Raw genomic sequence first — 16,348 nt, 5'->3', positions numbered from 1 at the left:
GCGGTCGGCGGCGTCTGGCTGTACTGGGCGGCGGGCGGTTCCGTAGGTCTCGCACAGCCCGCCGAGCGAGCCACCGGCTGGTATCTGCTGACCGGTGTCGCCGGGGTGTGGGCGCTGCTCGCCTCTGCGGCCATGTGGGCCGTGGCCCGCGGCCGGCCCGCGCGGCTGCCGCGTTGGGTTCCGCTGGTCCTGGGCTGGCTCGGGGCGGGTTCGCTGTTCGCGTGGAGCGGCTGGCGGCTGCCCTTCACCCTGTACCTCGCGGTGGCGAAACCGGCCGGCACCGTCTGGCCGGAGAACCTGGCGCTCGCGGCATCCCTGTATCTGGCGGCGGTCGCGACGGGCGTGTGCATGGTCGGATCACTGCTCCGCGGCCCGGCGGAAGGGCGCCGCGGGCGGGAGTCGAGCCGCCACGCGGCGCCGCGGGCGAGTGCCCCACACAGGCAGATGCCCCCGCCGGCGCGTCGGAGGGGGCACCTGCCGTGAGAGGTGGTCGGTCACTCGTCGACGGCCGACCCGAAGCTCGCGCCCTTCGCAGGTGCGCCGAGTGCGGCAGCGCCGTAGGACCACGAGCCGAGGGCCGACAGGCCCTTCGTCCCGGCGGGCAGCACCCAGACCGCGCCGTCGCCGGTGTTCTCGCCCGGGGCGGCGGCGACCAGCTCGGAGCGGAGATCGCCGTCCGTGTCGGCCAGCCTGATCTGAGCACCCCACCCGTCGCCCGCCTCTGCGGCGCCGGGGACGTTCGCGGTGTTCTGGTCGAAGGACTGCGCGCCCGTGGCGGTCAGTCCCTCGGCCGCGCCGCGCAGCAGCCACACCGCGCCCGCGTCCTGGACCGTCCCCACGTCCTCGCCGGGCGCGCCGACGGCGACGTCCGCGTAGCCGTCCCCGTCGACGTCCGCGACGGAGAGGTCGTTGCCCCACGCGTCACCCCGCTCGGCGGTGCCGGGGACGCCCGGGGAGTCCTGGGTCCACCAGTCGGGAGCCCCGCCGGGCCCTTCGAGCCCCGCGGGGCCCTCCTCGCCGCCGTAGTAGACGCCGACGACACCGCCGTCCGCGCCCTGCGGCAGGTCGGCGGGGCCGCCCGACTCCCCCACGACCAGGTCGTCGTAGCCGTCACGGTTGATGTCGCCCGACGCGGTGCCCAGGCCGCCGCGCAGGTCTCTGAGCCGGCTGACGCCGCTCTCGCCGCCCACGAAGACGGTCGACCAGCCCTGCGCGTAACCGTCGTCCGGGCTGTATCCGGAGATGACCAGGTCGGCGAAGCCGTCGGCGTCGTAGTCGCCGGTGGTCAGGTACGCCGGCTGAACCGCGCGCCCCTCCGGGCGCACCGTGGTGTCGAGGTCGCCGCTGCGGCGCAGGACTCCCCCGTCGTACGTGAACAGCTGCGCGCCGGAGTTGTCGAGTACGGCGATCACGTCGGCCGGGGTCTCGCCGGTGAACCGCGCGGCGGTGACGGCGAGTCCGAACTGCGCGCCTTCGTCGGGCGTGGCCGAGGTGATGGTCAGCGCCCGGTCCGTGCGCAGTCCCGTCTCCGAGCCGAACAGGACGGTGACCCGGCCCGCGTTCTCGACCGTGCCCACTTCGTCGCCGGGCGCGCCGATGACCGCGTCGTCGTAGCCGTCGCCGTCGATGTCGCCGGTGGCGACGGATCTGCCGAATCCGTCGTACGGGCGGGTCGTGCCCGGTACCCCTGCGGTGGACCGGCTGAACACGGCCGTACGCGCCTTCGGGACGCTGTTGTTGACGCCGATCCCGTTGGCGGCGCCGTACTGCACGGTCACGTATCCGGCGCCCTCCTTGCCGCTGACGGTGCCGTCCGGCGCACCGATCAGGACATCGTCGTAGCCGTCCCCGTCGAAGTCGCTGTTGCGGTCGGCGGCGCTGGTGCCCCCCGGCACGGCGGCCATGGCCGCGGGCGCCGCGGTGATGCCGATGCCCGCGAGCAGCAGGAAGGAGGCGGCGGCGACCGCCGCCGATGCCGTGCCGCGGCGGGAACGTGCGGTCGTGCCGTGCGGGTGTGCGGAGTTGGTGCCGGTGGGCCTGTCGGTCGGTGTGCTGGTCATCGTCTGCTCCCCGTGGATCACGCGCTGGTCGTACGACGCGTGAGTGGTGTGTGTCCGGGCATGTCCCGTGATCTCTGGACACCTGCCCGTTCCTCACTGACGACCAGTTCGACACCCGGGGTGGCGGTCACGTTGTGGCCGCTCCACGGAGCGTGACAGAGCGGTGACATCCGTAGCGAAACACGGACTCCGTCGGCGGCGCCCGGTCAGGTGTGCGGCTGCCGGTCGCCGACGACCGACAACAGCCGTAGTTTCTCGTGGCTTTCGGTGCCGGGCGTCGCGGTGTAGACGAGCAGGGCCTGGACCTGGTCGAAGTCGAAGAGGACCTGGCAGTGCAGTTCGAGGATGCCGAGGTCGGGGTGTCGGATGCGTTTGCGGTCGTCCTCGCGGCGGATGCTGATCTCGTGGGCACTCCACAGCCCGGCGAACTCCTCGCTCCGCTCCAGCAGGACGTCCACGATCCGGCCGGCGCGGGAGTCCGCCCCCTGCCGGGAGTAGGCGGCGCGCAGTTCGGAGGCGAAGATCCGGCTGTGGGTCGGGTGGTCCGCCTCGGGATAGACGCGCCGCGCGTCGGGGTCGGTGAACCAGCGGTGGAAGAGGCTGCGGTCGAGGCCGGTGAACCCGGCCTCGTCGCCCAGCAGGGCGACGGCGGGCCGGGTCTGCACCAGGGTTTCCGCCAGCGAGGTGATGACCTGGGCCGGGGTGTCGTGGAGCCGGTCCAGGATCCGCATCATGCCGGGCGACACATGGTCGCCGCGCAGGCCTCGGCTGGGGGTGTTGTGTCCTGCCATTCGGAAGAGGTGGTCGCGCTCGTCCAGCGACAGATGCAGCCCGCGGGCGACGGCCGCGAGCATCGGCTCGGACGGTACGGGGCCGCGCTGCTGCTCGACGCGCGTGTAGTAGTCGGCGGACATGCCGCACAGGGCGGCGACCTCTTCGCGGCGCAGCCCCCGGGTACGCCGCCGGGGGCCACGGGGCAGGCCGACGTCCTCCGGTTGCAGTGCCTCTCGGCGGGAGCGGAGGAAGTCGGCGAGTTGTGCTCGGTCCATGGCAGGATTCTCCCTCCGGTCGGGCCTTGCGGACACCTCGGCTCAGAGCAGGGTGCCGCCGGACGCCTCGATGCGCTGTGCCGTGATCCAGCCGGTGCCGGGTGCGAGCAGGGCGGCGATCACCCCACCGATGTCCTCCGGGTCGCCCACCCTGCCCAGGGCGGTCTGCCCGGCGAGCTGCGCGCGGAACTGCTCGTCGTCACGCATCGCGCCCCCGCCGAAATCGGTGCCGATCGGTCCGGGAGCCACCGCGTTGACGCTGATGCCGCGTCCGCCGAGCTCCTTCGCCAGATACGTGGTGTACGTCTCGATCGCGGTCTTGACCGACGCGTACACCGACCAGCCCTCCCCCACGAACCGGGTGAGACCCGTCGAGAGATTGATGATCCGCCCTCCGTCGGCGAGCAGCGGGAGCAGTTCCTGGGTGAGGAAGAAGACCCCCTTGAAGTGCACGTTCACTAGCAGGTCGAACGTCTCGGCCGTGGTAGCGCCGACCGGTGTCACCGCGGCCACGCCGGCGTTGTTGACCAGGAAGTCGAAGGTGTCCCGCTCCCAGGTGACGCTCAGCGCGTCCCGCACGGTGGCCGCGAAGCCGGGAAAGGTGTCGGACGCCGCCGTGTCCAGCTCCAGGGCGACGGCCTTGCGGCCCAGTGCGGTGACCGCGTCCACGACCGCCGCCGCCTCGTCCTTGTGCGACCGGTACGTCACGATGACGTCGGTGCCGGCCTCGGCGAGCTTGCGGGCGGTGGCCCGGCCGAGCCCTCGGTTCCCACCGGTGATCAGGGCAATGCTGTGCTCGCTCATCGAAGACTCCTCGCTACGTGGCAGGTGGATCGCCTCCAACGATCCATCTCGCGGGGGCGCGGATGAAGGCACAGCTGATCCAGGGACGGCCGATCCCCCTTTCCCCGCCGCGGGCGGGTCCGGGCCCCGGCGGCCTCGTACTCAGCCGGTCGGTGCGAGTACGGCGGTACGGCCGCCCAGCGCGGCCGAGAACCTGTCGGTGACCTGGGCCAGCGCCTCGGCGGTGACCGGCTCGACGGTCAGTGAGCCGTCCTCGCCGACCGTGAGGTGCTTGTCGAGGGTGAACCAGCCGGGAGCGATGTGCCCGGCCCCCATGGAGCTGAGCACCGGGCGCAGCGCGTAGTCGATGGCGAGGACGTGCGCCGTGGTGCCGCCGGTGGCCAGCGGCAGCACGGTCTTGTCGGCCAGCGCGTACTGCGGGAGCAGGTCCAGCAGCGACTTCAGCAGACCCGAGTAGGCGGCCTTGTAGACGGGGGTGCCGATGACCACCCCGTCCGCCCCGGCGAACAGGGCCGTGGCGGCGACGATGGCCGGGTGCCCGAAGTCCGCGCCGAGCAGCGCTTCGGCGGGCAGTGTGCGTACGTCCAACGCGGTGACGTGGTGGCCCTGTTGACGGAGCCGGTCGTCCAGGTGGCGCAGCAGGCGCGAGGTGCGTGAGGTGGCGGACGGACTGCCCGATACGGACAGGATGGTGGCCATGGAAGTACCTTTCAGCGTCGGTGTTCAGGCGGACGGACGGCGGCGGCGCTCACCACGCGCTGGTCTCCACGGCGATGAGCGGGACGAGGTCGTTGCGCAGTGTCTCCAGGAAGGTGACGGTCTCGGCGGCGACCGAGCGGTGCTGCAGGTCGTTCAGTACGTCGTGGTGGGCGCCGCGGACCACCGAAAGGCGGGCGCGGGTCTGGGACTTGGCGGCGCGCACGAGCGCCTCACTGTCCGCGAGCGGATCGGTGTCGCCGGTCAGGATCAGGGCGGGGACGCCGAGTTCGCTGTCGTAGGCGGCGGTGAGCAGTGCCTCGGGGACCGCTGTGCCGAGCGCGCCCCGCCGGACGCCGGAGTCGTCGGTGAGGGTGCCGCGGTGGGCGGGGCAGGAGGTGCGTACGTCGAGTTCGTCGTCCCAACTTCCTCCTCTGGCAGCGACGTTGGGGCCGGGGAGACCGGCGAGGACGACGGCGTCCGGCCGCCCGCCCGCCGGGCTGCCGTCCTGGCCGAGGAGCGCCGCCACGGCGACGGCGCCGGTGTCGGCTCCCACCACGACGACCGGGCGGACGACACCGTCCGGGGTGGCCGTGTCCTCGACGGCGCCGGCGAGCCGGGCGCCGAAGCCGCTCAACGGGCCGGTCAGCTCCTGGCTGTCCGGGGCGTCGACGACACGTACCCGGTAGGCGTCGGCGGCGAGCCGCCTGCCGAACCGCGCGTAGGTCGCCCGGGTCTCCCCCCGGCCGGGCACCACGACGATCGTGCCGCGGGTGCGCAGCCCCTCGGGGGCGTGGTGGTCGGTGTACTCGGTCATCTCATACTCCTGCGGGGTGGGGCACGGATTCCAGGTGGCGGGCGCGCTTCGCCGCCGGTGTCCAGCCCAGGGCCGGGGCCACCTCGGTCGCGATGAGTTCCAGGGCGCGGACCGCGGCTTCGTGGTCGGGGACCGCGGGGTTGAACTGGGTGATGAGGTCGGTCGCGACGGGCAGTACCTTCTCCTGCCGCAGGGCGGTGACGATCTCGTCGGGGTGGCCGTAGAACGAGTGGAAGCGGCGCAGTGCCTCGGCCACGTCGACGTCCTGGGGGAAGGCGCCGCTCTTCGCCATGCGCAGCGCCGCCCGGTGGACGTCGTCGCTGATGTGGCGCAGCGCCGTGCGGCGGTCCTTCGCGGGGAACACGAACCGGGACAGCCCGATCCGGGGGCGTCCCGGCCGGTCCCAGGCGGCGAGGTAGGCGTCGGCCCAAGGCCGCTGCACCTCGTCGGTGGGGGCGTCGAAGCCGTACGCGGCGCGGTTGAGCAGCAGGTTCGAGCCGCCGGCCGCCGCGTACTCGGCGCCGCCGCCGCTGAAGACGCCCTGCCAGATCCGGTCGGTGAAGTCGGCAGGCCGCGGCTGGATACGGAAGTCCGGTGTGCGCACCTCCTCGCCGGCCAGGGCGGCGCGCAGCACGTCGAGGTGTTCGCTCGTCAGCTCGCGCTTGCGGGCGACGTCCTTGCCGAAAGCGGCGTACTCCTGGCTGTTGGCGCCGCTGCCCACGCCGATCTCGACGCGGCCTCCGCTGAGGGTGTCGACGGTGGCGACGTCCTCGGCGAGCCGGACGGGGTCCTCCAGCGGGAGGACCGTGATGGCGGTGCCGAGCCGGATCCGCTCGGTCCGCGCGGCGGCGTGGGCGAGGAAGGTCCACGGTGAGGAGAGGCCGCCACCGCCGAGCGGTACGTGGTGCTGGGCCACCCAGCCGACGTCGAAGCCGAGTTCGTCGGCGACGACGAAGAGTTCCTGGGCGTTGCGGTACGTCTGGGCGACGTCGTCGCCGCGGCCCTGGACGTGGGTGAGGAAGCAGAGCCGGAAACGCGGGGTCTCGGTGGTCATGGGACGAGTACCTTTCGGACGGGGCCGGTCAGGTTCGGGCGGCGCCCGCGGTCACGAGTTCGGTGCTCGCTGTCTCGTGGCCGGTCACCGCCAGCACCCGGTCGAGGAGGCCTGCGGCGCCGGTGTCGGGCAGTTGCGTTCCGCGCCACGCGACGTGCTGGTCGGGCCGGACGAGGACGTTGGTGGCGCCGTACACCTCGCGCGCGCCGGGGCTGTTCAGATGGACGACGGTGAAGGGCAGCGCCCTGGCCGCGGCCTCCGCCGCGACGGCTCGCTCGACCTCGCGCTCGTCGGTGAGGACGAGCAGGGCGAAGGAGGTCCCGATGCGGTCGTGGAGCGTGCCGCCGTACGGGTCGAGCGGGCCGTCGGGGGCCCGGTGACCGGGGCGCGGGTCGTCCTCGTAGACGTCGGCGCGCCAGGGCGGTTCGGAGTCGAGCTGGCCGGGTTCGTACCAGATCACACTGGACGCGTCGTAGCGCTCGTCGAAGGTGACGCCCACCGCCTCCGCCCGGTCGCGTCGCAGCCGTTCGCCGATCTCGGTCCTGCGCCGGACGGCTTCGGCGCCGAGGTCCGCGTCGTCGGGGATGCCGCCGTCGCGGATCTCCTGAAGGGTGGCCTGTGAGCGGCGGGCCCGGCTCAACGCGTGGTCACCGACACGCCAGTTGTGCCGGCGGCGCTCCTCGTCGTACGAGTCGAGCAGCGTCTCGGGGGCCTGTCCTTCGAGCACGGCCGCCAGTTTCCAGCCGAGGTTGACGACGTCGCCGATGCCTTCGCCGAGGTTGCCGCCCGGTGTACGGACATGGGCGGCGTCGCCGGCCAGCAGGACCCGGCCCTTGCGGAAGGTCTCGGCGATCCGGGTGGCGTGGTAGAAGGTCGTCGCCGAGACCAGTTCGAGGTCGAGGTCGAATCCGAAGGCGGCGCGGCCGAAGGCCAGCAACTCCTCCTCGCCGGGCTCGTATTCGAGCGGGTACGGTCCGGCGTAGACCCGCCACTCGCGGGTGCTCACGGCGGCCAGGAAACCGGACGCCTGGTGGTTGAAGACGATGTTGCTGGCGCTCGGCGCCGTGCCGATACGGGCCGAGACGTCGCCGGTGCGGACGATCAGGCGCAGTCGCTTCTCGGCGGCGTGCTCCCCTTCCCTGTCGATGCCGGCGAGCCGCCGCGTCGTACTGCGCCCGCCGTCGGCGCCCAGGACGTACGCGGCGCTGACGGTGCGCGACCGGCCGGAGTCGGGGTCCACGACCTCGGCGTGGACACGGTCGGCGTCCTCGCGCAGGTCGCGCAGTTCCCAGCCGCCGGAGACACTGACGCCCCGCTCCCCCAGGTGTTCCAGGAAGACGTGCTGGAGCACGGTCTGCGGACGGCGGAGCGCCTCCTGCGACGAGTGCCGGGGACCGCTCCGTGCGGTGAACGACGGGCGTGGCAGGGGCACCAGTTCGTGCCCGACGAGGGAGGTGATCAGTTTGGTGCCCTGGTTCCACTCCGTGGGGTACGTCCAGGCGTCCCGGATGCGCTGCAGAAGCCCCCAGCGGCGGAAGTGCTCCACGACGCGCGGGGTGTGGCCCATCGCGCCGGCACGTACCAGGGTCGCGGTGCGCGCGCGGTCGACGACGGCGACCCGTACGCCGCGTGCGGTCAGTTCGACGGCCGCTGCGAGGCCGACGGGACCCGCGCCGACGACGAGTACGTCCACGGTCGCCGGCGGCGCGTCGGCGGGGAAGCGGACGGTGTGGACGTCCCGCCCGCCTGTCACGGACAGTTCGGTCATGGCACGGCCTCAGTTGCCCGCGAGCTGGTGCTCGCGGTCGTTCTGGTTGGCCGGGACGGGGAGGCCGAGGTTGCCGCGCAGGGTGTCGGCCTCGTACTCGGTGCGGAACAGGCCGCGCTTCTGCAGGATCGGGACCACACCGTCCACGAAGAGGCTGATGTCGTCCTCGGTACGGAAGGCCAGGTTGATGCCGTCGAAGGTGCCGGCGTCGAACCACTGCTCGATCGTGTCGGCGACGGTCTGCGGCGCGCCGACGAACGGCGAGCGGCGGAACTGGCTCAGTCCCTGGGCAACTTGACGCAGTGTCAGGTTCTCGGTCCGGGCACGCTCGATGATCTTCGAGGCGCCCGTCCTGCCGCCCTTCTCCGCGAGGTGGGCCACGTCGGGGAACGGCGCGTCCAGGTCGTGGCTGCTGAAGTCGTACGCGCCGAAGGAGCGGCCCAGCAGCGCGAGGTTGCGGTCGAAGTCGTTGTCCTCCTCAAAAATCTCCCGCTCGCGGATCCTGGCCTGCTCGTCGGTCGCGGCGACGACCGGGCCGCCGTGGATGAATATCTTGATGTGCTCGGGGTCCCTGCCGTAAGCCGCCGTGCGCTTCTTGATGTCGGTGTAGTACGCCTGCGCCTGCTCCAGCGGTCCACCGGGGGCGTAGATGCCTTCGGCGACCTGGGCCGCGAGGTCGCGGCCCTCCTCGGAGACCCCGGCCTGGAAGATCACCGGCTGGCCCTGCGGGGAGCGGGAGAGGTTGAGCGGGCCCGCCACGCTGAAGTGCTCACCGACGTGGTCGAGGGCGTGCAGCTTGGCCGGGTCGAGGAAGACCCCCCGCTCCACGTCGGCCGGGAAGGCGCCGTCCTGGTAGGAGTCCCACAGCCCGCGGGCGACCTGGACGAACTCCAGCGCGCGGCCGTAGCGGGTGGTGTAGTCGAGGTGTTCCTCCAGGCCGAAGTTCTTGGAGGCGCCGGTGTCGAAGCTCGTCACCACGTTCCAGCCGGCCCTGCCGCCGCTGATGTGGTCGAGCGAGGCGAACCTGCGGGCGAGGTTGAACGGCGAGTTGTACGTCGAACTGGCCGTGCCCACCAGGCCGATGTGCTTGGTGTGGGTGGCGACGGCCGACAACAGGGTCAGCGGTTCGAGCCGGTTGAGGTAGTGCGCCGGGTACGTGGCGTTGATGAACTGGCTGTCGACCACGAACAGGGCGTCGAAGAGGGCGTGTTCGGCGGCCTGTGCCTGCCGGATGTAGTAATTGATGTCGATGCTGGCGTTCTTGGCGACGCGCGGGTCCTTCCAGAGGCCGTGCTGGCCGGGGCCGCCGACGCCGTACGGGTGCAGTGCGAGATGGATCTTGCGGGACATGGCTGTTCCTTCGCTGTGGGTGGGCTGCGGAAGATTCGGTGCTGTGGCTGGTTCAGGCGTGCAGCAGTGCGCGCAGGGCCTCGCGCTCGGCGCGGTTGGCGGCAGCGGTGTGCAGGGTCGGCGCCGAGCTGACGAGCAGGCGTGTGTAGAGGTGCTGGGGTTCGTTGATGACGTCACGGGCGGCGCCGACCTCGGCCAGCTCGCCCCGGTACAGCACCGCGATCCGGTCCGCGACACCGGCGACGGACCCGAGGTCGTGGGAGATGAAGATCAGGGCGACCCCGGAGGCCCGCAGTTCCTTGAGGATGCCCAGGATCTGCACGCGGTTGGCGGAGTCGAGTGCGCTGACCGGCTCGTCGAGGATGAGCAGCCGGGGTTCGGTGACCAGCGCGCGGGCCACGGCGACGCGCTGGCGCTGTCCGCCGGAGAGCTCGCCCGGCAGCCGGCCGAGCAGCTCCTCCGTGAGCCGGACCCGGTCCAGTACCGCGCGGATCCGCCGGGCCGCCTCCTTGCGCTGTACGCCCTGGACAACCAGCGGGTCGGTCAGGGAGTCCTCGACGGTCAGGTCGGGGTCGAGGCTGCGCAGCGGGTCCTGGAAGACGTACTGGATCACCCCGCGACGGCGCAGGGCGCGCCACTGGCGGTTTCCGTACGCGCTGACGTCCTCGCCGTCGATGACGATCGACCCGGCCGAGGCGCGCACCAGGCCGAGCGTCGCGCGGGCGAAGGTGGACTTGCCCGAGCCCGTCTCGCCGATCACACCGACGGTCTCGCCGGGCGCGACGCTGAGCGAGACCCCGTTCAGGGCGCGCCTGCGCCGCCGGCGCAGGCCGTAGTGGACGTCGAGTCCGGTGACGTCCAGCACCGGTGCGGCGGGCCGCGGTTCGTCGGTCATGACGCCTCCTTCGCCGTGAGGAACTTGTCCAGGCCGTACTGCTCGTGCTCGGCGATGAGCATCCGGGTGTATTCGTGCCGCGGATGGTGCAGCACCGCTTCGGTGGGCCCCTGCTCGACCACCTCGCCCTGCCGCATGACGAGGACTTCGTCGCAGAGCTGGGCGACGACGGCCAGGTCGTGGGAGACGACGACGAGCGCCAGGCCCGCCCGTTCGCGGAGTTCGGCGAGCAGGTCGAGGATCTCGGCCTGGACGGTGACGTCGAGCGCGGTGGTGGCCTCGTCGGCGATGAGCAGCTGCGGGTCGGCGGCGATGGCCGCCGCGATCAGGACCCGCTGGAGCATGCCGCCGGACAGCTCGTACGTGTACTGCCCGCTGACCAGTTCGGGGTCGCTCAGCTGGACGGCCCGCAGCAACTCGACGGCGCCGTGCCGTGCTTCGCGGCGGGTAAGTCCCTTCTTGAGCCTGATGACTTCGGCGATCTGCGCGCCCACCCGGATGGACGGGTTGAGGTAGGACGCCGGGTCCTGGAAGACGGCGCTGATGGTGGTGCCCCGCAGGGCGGTCCACTGTTGCGGTGTGAGAGTGCCGATGTCGGTCCCGTTGATCGCGATCGATCCGCCGGTGATCTCGAAGTGCGGCGGCAGGATGCCCAGGGTGGCGCGGCAGGTGATGGTCTTGCCGCTGCCCGACTCGCCGACGATGCCGACGGCCTTGCCGGGTGTCAGCTCGAAGCTCACCCCCTGGACGATCTCCCGGTCGCTGACGTGGTCGCTGACGCGTACGTCGCGCAGGGCGAGCACCGGCGGGGCGGGCGGCTCCACCGTGTCGGGCGCCGGGAGCGGCCGGACGTCCTCCTGCGTGCGGTTCTTGGACAGCGTCGTCATCACGCACCTCCGGCGGGAGCGGGGTCGGTCTTGTCGAGTCGGTTGGCGCGGGCCTTGCGGTTGTTGACGAGCGCGCGGCCCGACTCGCCGGACACGTCCCGGATCGCGTCGGCCAGCAGATTGCTGCCCCAGACCGTGATCATGATCAGCAGTGCGGGGGCGAAGGGCGCCCACGGCTGGTGGCTGAGGTAGCCGAGGTCGGAGGCGAGCAGACCGCCCCAGGTCGGCGCCGGCGGCTGGACGCCGATGCCGAGGAAGGTGAGGCTCGCGACGATCACGAACCCGACGCCGATGGTCTGCGCGAGCGCGACCGCGATCGGCGGCAGCACCTTGACCCACACGTGGCGGCGTACCACCCAGCGGATGGAGGCGCCCGAGATGAGCGCGGCCTCCACGTACTGCGAGCGGGCCACGCCGAGCGTGGCGGCGCGGGACACCCGGTAGAACAGCGGTGACACCAGCGCGCCGGTGACGAGCATCGCCTGGGTGATGCCGTTGCCGAGCAGCGCGATCACGGCGACGGCGAACAGCAGGAACGGCAGGGCGACCAGGGTGTCGGCGAGCCGCAGGGTGAGCCATTCGAAGACCCTGCCGAGATACACCGACAGGATGCCGGGGATCGCGCCCACCGCCAGTGCCATCAGGGCCACTTCGATCGAGCCGAGGACGCTGACCCGGGACCCGTCGAGCAGCCGGCTCAGTACGTCACGGCCGAGGTAGTCCGTGCCCAGCCAGTGCGAACCGGAGGCGGCGGCCAGTGTGTTGTCGCTGGTGGCCAGTGGGTCGTGCGGGGCGAGCAGCGGGCCGAAGATCGCGAGCAGCGCGATCACGGCGAGGATGACCAGGGCGATCCGGCCGGACGTGAGTGCGAGAACGCGGCGCACCATGGTTCACACTCCCCTCTGCGAAGCGGGCGTCACACGCGCCAGCACCACGTTGACGATCAGGTTGAACAGGACGACCAGGACGATCGACACCACGAGCACCCCCTGGACGGCGGGTACGTCACCGGCCTGGGCTGAGTCGTTGGCGAAGCGGCCGAAGCCCTGGAGGCCGAAGATCCACTCCGTGACGACGGAAGCACCCACCAGTGAGGGGAACTTCAGGCCCAGGGTGGCGAGCGCGGGACCGAGGCCGTTGCGCAGCACATGGCGGAAGAAGATCCGCCGCGGGCTCAACCCCCGTACCACCGCGCCGATCACGTAGTTCTCCTGATAGGCGGCGATCAGACTGGTGCGCAACTGGCGGGCGACGTCGGCGATGACGTCGAAGCTCAGCGCGACGGCCGGCAGCGTGATGTGGGCGAGCCACGGGCCGAACCCCTGCTGCGCGGGGACGTAACCTGCGGCGGGGAAGACATGGAGCCCGACGGCGAAGACCGCGACGAGCACGATGCCGACCACGAAGGCGGGCATCACCGAGATGACGGTGACGAAGCCGGTGATGGTCCGGTCGATCCAGGTGGTGCGGCGCAGCGCCGCCAGGGTGCCGAGCCCGAATCCGGCCAGTACGCCGATGATCAGCGCGAAGGTCGCGACGGACAGGCTCACCCCGAGGCCCAGGCCGATGAGGGTGGAGATGTCGGCGCCGTTGGTCCAGCTGGACCCCAGCTGGCCGTGCAGCACACCGCTGAACCAGTCCCAGTACTGCACCAGGAACGGCCGGTCGAGACCCCATTGGGCCTCGACCCGCGCGACGGCCTCGGGAGTCGCCTCCTCACCCAGCTGGATCCGGGCCGGGCTGAGGCCGCTCAGCGACCGCAGAGCGAAGGTCACGAAGGTCGCGACCAGGAAGACGGGCACGAAGATCGCGACCGACCTGGCGAGGGTGGCCAGGACCCGGCCCAGTGTGTGCCGCGTCCTGGCCGCGGCGGCGCCGCGACGCCGGGCGGGCGCGGCCTGTACCGCTGTCGTCGTCATGGGGTTGCCCCCCTCTCACTTGATGGCGTGGCTCACTCGATGGTGTGGACGGGGAAGGTCAGTTGCCGGCGATGGTCACGCCGTTCCAGTCGATATGGGCCGGGTTCTTGGGCAGGTCGGAGATCGACTTGCTCTTGGCGATGAGGTTCGGCGACGAGTACGTGAAGACCAGCGCCTTGCTCTCCAGGCCCGCCCGGGTGGCCGCCTGGAGGACCTTCGGGTAGTCCGGTGCGTCCAGCGGGGTCTGCCGGACCTTGGCGATGGCCGCCTCGAAACCGTCCGGCTCGTAGGGGGTGCTGAGGTTCAGCGGGCCGTTGGGACCGAAGTGGGCGGTAAGGGTCTGCGCGGCGGAGTCACGGCCCGTGGTGCCGTAGAGCGAGAACGTCAGGTCCTTGGCGAAGAACGGGGTGGCCCAGTTCTTGTCGACCTTGATCTTGACGGTCACCCCGACCTTGGCGAGCTGCGACTGGACGATCTCGGCGCTCGGGTCCTCCGCGGGGATGACCAGGTCGAGCTTGATGTCACCGGCCTGGTAGCCCGCTTCGGCGAGGAGCTTCTTCGACTTCGCCGGGTCGTAGGAGTAGTTGTCCGCCGACTGCGGGTCGTAGGCGACATAGCCCTTCGGGAAGGGCTGGTTGGTCGCCTCTCCGTAGCCGAAGGTCAGCTTGTCGACGAACTCCTTGCGGTTGATCGCGTAGCGGACGGCGTCGACGACCTTGGCGTTGTCGAACGGCGCCTTGTTGACGTTGAGGCTGATGTTGGACGCGTTGAAGCCGGGCTGGACGAAGACGTCCAGTCCTGCCTTCTTCGCCGCGTCCGCCTGGCTGGGTTCGATGTCGGCGAAGTTGTAGACGCCGGTCTGGAGTCCCGAGACGACGGTGGAGGCGTCGGGGGCCGACGTCAGCTCGACGTTGTCGATGTGGATGTTCTTCGCGTCCCAGTAGTCGGGGTTCTTCTTCAGCACGGCCTTCGTGCCGGGCACCAGCTGGGTCACGATGAAGGGGCCGGCGCCGACCGGGGCCTGGTCCAGCTTCTTCGGGGACTTCGCCGCCTTGGGGCTGGCGATCTGCAATACCCGCTCGCCGAGCAACTGCGGTATCTGATAGTCGACTTGGCTCAGGTTGATGACCGTGTCGAGACCCCGCGCCTCGACCGACCTGATCGAGGTCAGATCGCCGAAGAGCGCCGAGTCCTTCTGCTTCTTGGCCCGTTCGATGGCGGCCTTGACGGCGGCGCCGTCCACGGGCGCACCGTCGCTGAACTTCAGGCCGGGGCGCAGGTGGAAGGTGACCTGGTCGCCCTTGTCGTTGTACTCCCAGCTCTTGGCGAGGTCGGGGACGGCCTTGCCCGTGTCGTCCGTACGCGTCAACGAGGCGTAGACGAGGGTGAGTTCACGGAACTGGGCGCCGCTGCCCCCGACCACCGGGTCCCAGTGGGTGGGGAAGTACGAGGAGGTCCACTTGAGCGTGGAGTTGCCCGCGGCGCCCGCGGCGTCACCGCCGCAGGCGCTGAGGGCCGGTACGAGCGCGGCGACGAACGCTGTCCCGAGGGCGGCGAGGCGCAGACGGCCGGCCCCTCGGGGGGATCGCGGGTCCAGTGGGCGGCGGGGCGTGGGTCGTCCGGACATCTCTTTGGCTTTCTTTGATGGTCCCGGCCGCTGCCGGGAAACGAGGGCCTGGACACACCGGCGCGTGACACCGGATCACACTGCGCGGGCATGCCTGCGACGGCTTCGTTGCACGTCGGACACACCGCGCTCGAAGTGTGAGGCGTCGGTGGTTTCACGGGGGTGGGCCGGAAGGCGGAGAAGAGGGAGCCGCGAGCGGCGAGGCACGAGCATGACGGCGAGCGACGGACGCGGAGCGGCTGTCCGGCGGGGCGGCCGGGTGCCGCGTGGGCGGTCAGATGCCTGTGGGCCGTGGGTGGCTGGCGGTCAGCGACAGAGAGCGCTGGAAGTGCGCCGCAGATCCACGTAGCGGCACACCACACCGGGGTGCGTCGTGAGCATGGTGCACATCCTGACGCCGACCGTCACCGCCTGTCAATGGACACCAATTGGTGTCTCATTGGCCGGGACGGCTCCTGAGGGTGACTCAGTGCCCGGCGGGGCCGGTGCGGGCGGTCGCGGGATGCACCGCGGCCTCCTGCGGATGCAGCCACAGCGGCCCGTTGGCGGTGTCCACCCGGACCGCGTCCTGCGGCGGCCGTCCGCCGTCCGTGAGCAGCCAGACCTCCGGCCCGGTCAGGCTGCGGTACCGCTCCAGCGCCACCGTCGGGTCCGCCGGCGCAGGAGCCCTCAGCAGCCCCGGGCAGAGCCCGTCGACGGCCGCCGCGTACGTGTCGTAGGGCCGCAGTCCGGGCACCGCCCGGTATCCGGCGGGGGCGCGGAACACCAGCGTCGGCAGGGCGTAACGGCGGCCGCCTTCGGCGGTCTCCTTCGCACCGCCGGGGTGCGGCGAACCGTCAGGAGCGTCCCGTACGGCCAGCACCTCGGGGACCGGGCGGCGCGCCTCGGCGCGGTCGGCGGTGACCTGCGCCAGTACGTCGGCCGACGCGGCGTCCGCCGCCAGTCGCCGCAGGTCGAGGCCGGGCACACCGCGTACCGCGGCCAGGGCGAGCGCGGTGGTGTCCGCCGGTTCGCCCCGCACGAAGACGGTCTCCCGCAGCCGCCGCAGCGCCCGCTCCGCCACGTCGGCGCCCTGACGTTCGGCGGCCTTGGCGACGAGCGAGGACGGCCAGGAACTGGCCGCGACCCGGTCCAGCCGTACGGCGTGCGGGGCGCCGGTGTGCGCGGCGACCTCCGCCACGTACCGCGCGTACCAGGCCGTCTCGGCGGCCGGATCGGGCGGCGGATCGTCGTCGTGGTCGAAGAGGATGGCGTAGACGCGCCGCCAGCGCACCCGGCCCGCCAGCGCCGCCCGCAGCGCGCGGAAGGCGGGCTCCGAGCCCCAGGCCCACGGGCACAGCGGGTCGGTGTACTCCACCACCTCGACGGCGGGCGGTGCCGGTCGGCCGCTCACGCGGCGCCGACCCCGGGCCGCCGCGCGAC

Annotated in this window: 14 protein-coding genes and 1 pseudogene; 1 reads left to right on the top strand and 14 read right to left on the bottom strand. The window is 71.8% G+C overall.

Annotation, left to right across the window (positions count from 1 at the left end; all coding sequences use genetic code 11):
- A pseudogene (locus tag HY68_RS45600) lies at positions 1-483 on the top strand (hypothetical protein); the annotation flags it as partial.
- A gap of 11 nt (positions 484-494) precedes the next feature.
- On the opposite strand, the gene HY68_RS28355 reads toward HY68_RS45600, so the two are convergent.
- From HY68_RS28355 to HY68_RS28290, 14 genes are all read right to left on the bottom strand, one after another.
- A complete protein-coding gene (locus HY68_RS28355; RefSeq protein ID WP_041997413.1) occupies positions 495-2,060 on the bottom strand; it encodes an FG-GAP and VCBS repeat-containing protein in 1,566 nt (521 codons plus the stop codon).
- 206 nt (positions 2,061-2,266) lie between these two features.
- Positions 2,267-3,109, bottom strand: coding sequence for a helix-turn-helix transcriptional regulator (locus tag HY68_RS28350; protein ID WP_041994109.1), 843 nt, complete (start codon positions 3,107-3,109; stop codon positions 2,267-2,269).
- Positions 3,110-3,151: 42 nt separating this feature from the next.
- A complete protein-coding gene (locus HY68_RS28345; protein WP_041994107.1) occupies positions 3,152-3,913 on the bottom strand; it encodes an SDR family oxidoreductase in 762 nt (253 codons plus the stop codon).
- Positions 3,914-4,054: 141 nt separating this feature from the next.
- Positions 4,055-4,612: an NADPH-dependent FMN reductase gene (ssuE, locus tag HY68_RS28340; RefSeq protein ID WP_041994104.1), complete on the bottom strand. Its 558-nt coding sequence runs from the start codon at positions 4,610-4,612 to the stop codon at positions 4,055-4,057.
- 49 nt (positions 4,613-4,661) lie between these two features.
- Complete coding sequence (locus HY68_RS28335) at positions 4,662-5,426, bottom strand: alpha/beta hydrolase (protein WP_041994101.1); 765 nt, start codon at positions 5,424-5,426, stop codon at positions 4,662-4,664.
- 1 nt (position 5,427) lies between these two features.
- Entirely contained in the window at positions 5,428-6,480 is a 1,053-nt protein-coding gene (locus tag HY68_RS28330; protein WP_041994098.1) for an LLM class flavin-dependent oxidoreductase, read from the bottom strand.
- 28 nt (positions 6,481-6,508) lie between these two features.
- Positions 6,509-8,248 carry an FAD-dependent oxidoreductase gene (locus HY68_RS28325; RefSeq protein WP_041994097.1) on the bottom strand — a complete coding sequence of 580 codons (1,740 nt, stop codon included), beginning with the start codon at positions 8,246-8,248 and terminating at the stop codon, positions 6,509-6,511.
- Positions 8,249-8,257: 9 nt separating this feature from the next.
- Positions 8,258-9,598: an LLM class flavin-dependent oxidoreductase gene (locus HY68_RS28320; RefSeq protein ID WP_041994095.1), complete on the bottom strand. Its 1,341-nt coding sequence runs from the start codon at positions 9,596-9,598 to the stop codon at positions 8,258-8,260.
- 52 nt (positions 9,599-9,650) lie between these two features.
- Positions 9,651-10,493, bottom strand: coding sequence for an ABC transporter ATP-binding protein (locus tag HY68_RS28315; RefSeq protein ID WP_041994093.1), 843 nt, complete (start codon positions 10,491-10,493; stop codon positions 9,651-9,653).
- Positions 10,490-11,380: an ABC transporter ATP-binding protein gene (locus HY68_RS28310; protein ID WP_041994091.1), complete on the bottom strand. Its 891-nt coding sequence runs from the start codon at positions 11,378-11,380 to the stop codon at positions 10,490-10,492. The genes HY68_RS28315 and HY68_RS28310 overlap by 4 nt, the downstream gene beginning before the upstream one ends.
- Positions 11,380-12,267 (bottom strand): ABC transporter permease, encoded by an 888-nt coding sequence (locus HY68_RS28305; protein WP_041994089.1) that lies wholly within the window; start codon positions 12,265-12,267, stop codon positions 11,380-11,382. Before HY68_RS28305 ends, HY68_RS28310 begins: the two co-directional genes overlap by 1 nt.
- A gap of 3 nt (positions 12,268-12,270) precedes the next feature.
- Positions 12,271-13,299, bottom strand: a complete 1,029-nt coding sequence (locus HY68_RS28300; protein ID WP_041994084.1) for an ABC transporter permease — start codon at positions 13,297-13,299, stop codon at positions 12,271-12,273.
- A 58-nt stretch (positions 13,300-13,357) separates the two neighbouring features.
- Positions 13,358-14,926, bottom strand: a complete 1,569-nt coding sequence (locus HY68_RS28295; protein WP_078863830.1) for an ABC transporter substrate-binding protein — start codon at positions 14,924-14,926, stop codon at positions 13,358-13,360.
- 466 nt (positions 14,927-15,392) lie between these two features.
- A complete protein-coding gene (locus HY68_RS28290; protein WP_041994082.1) occupies positions 15,393-16,319 on the bottom strand; it encodes a DsbA family protein in 927 nt (308 codons plus the stop codon).
- Between the last annotated feature and the right edge of the window lie 29 nt (positions 16,320-16,348).

This window comes from Streptomyces sp. AcH 505 (assembly GCF_000818175.1).
GTDB lineage: Bacteria > Actinomycetota > Actinomycetes > Streptomycetales > Streptomycetaceae > Streptomyces.
This window is presented reverse-complemented; position numbering and strand designations above follow the sequence as displayed.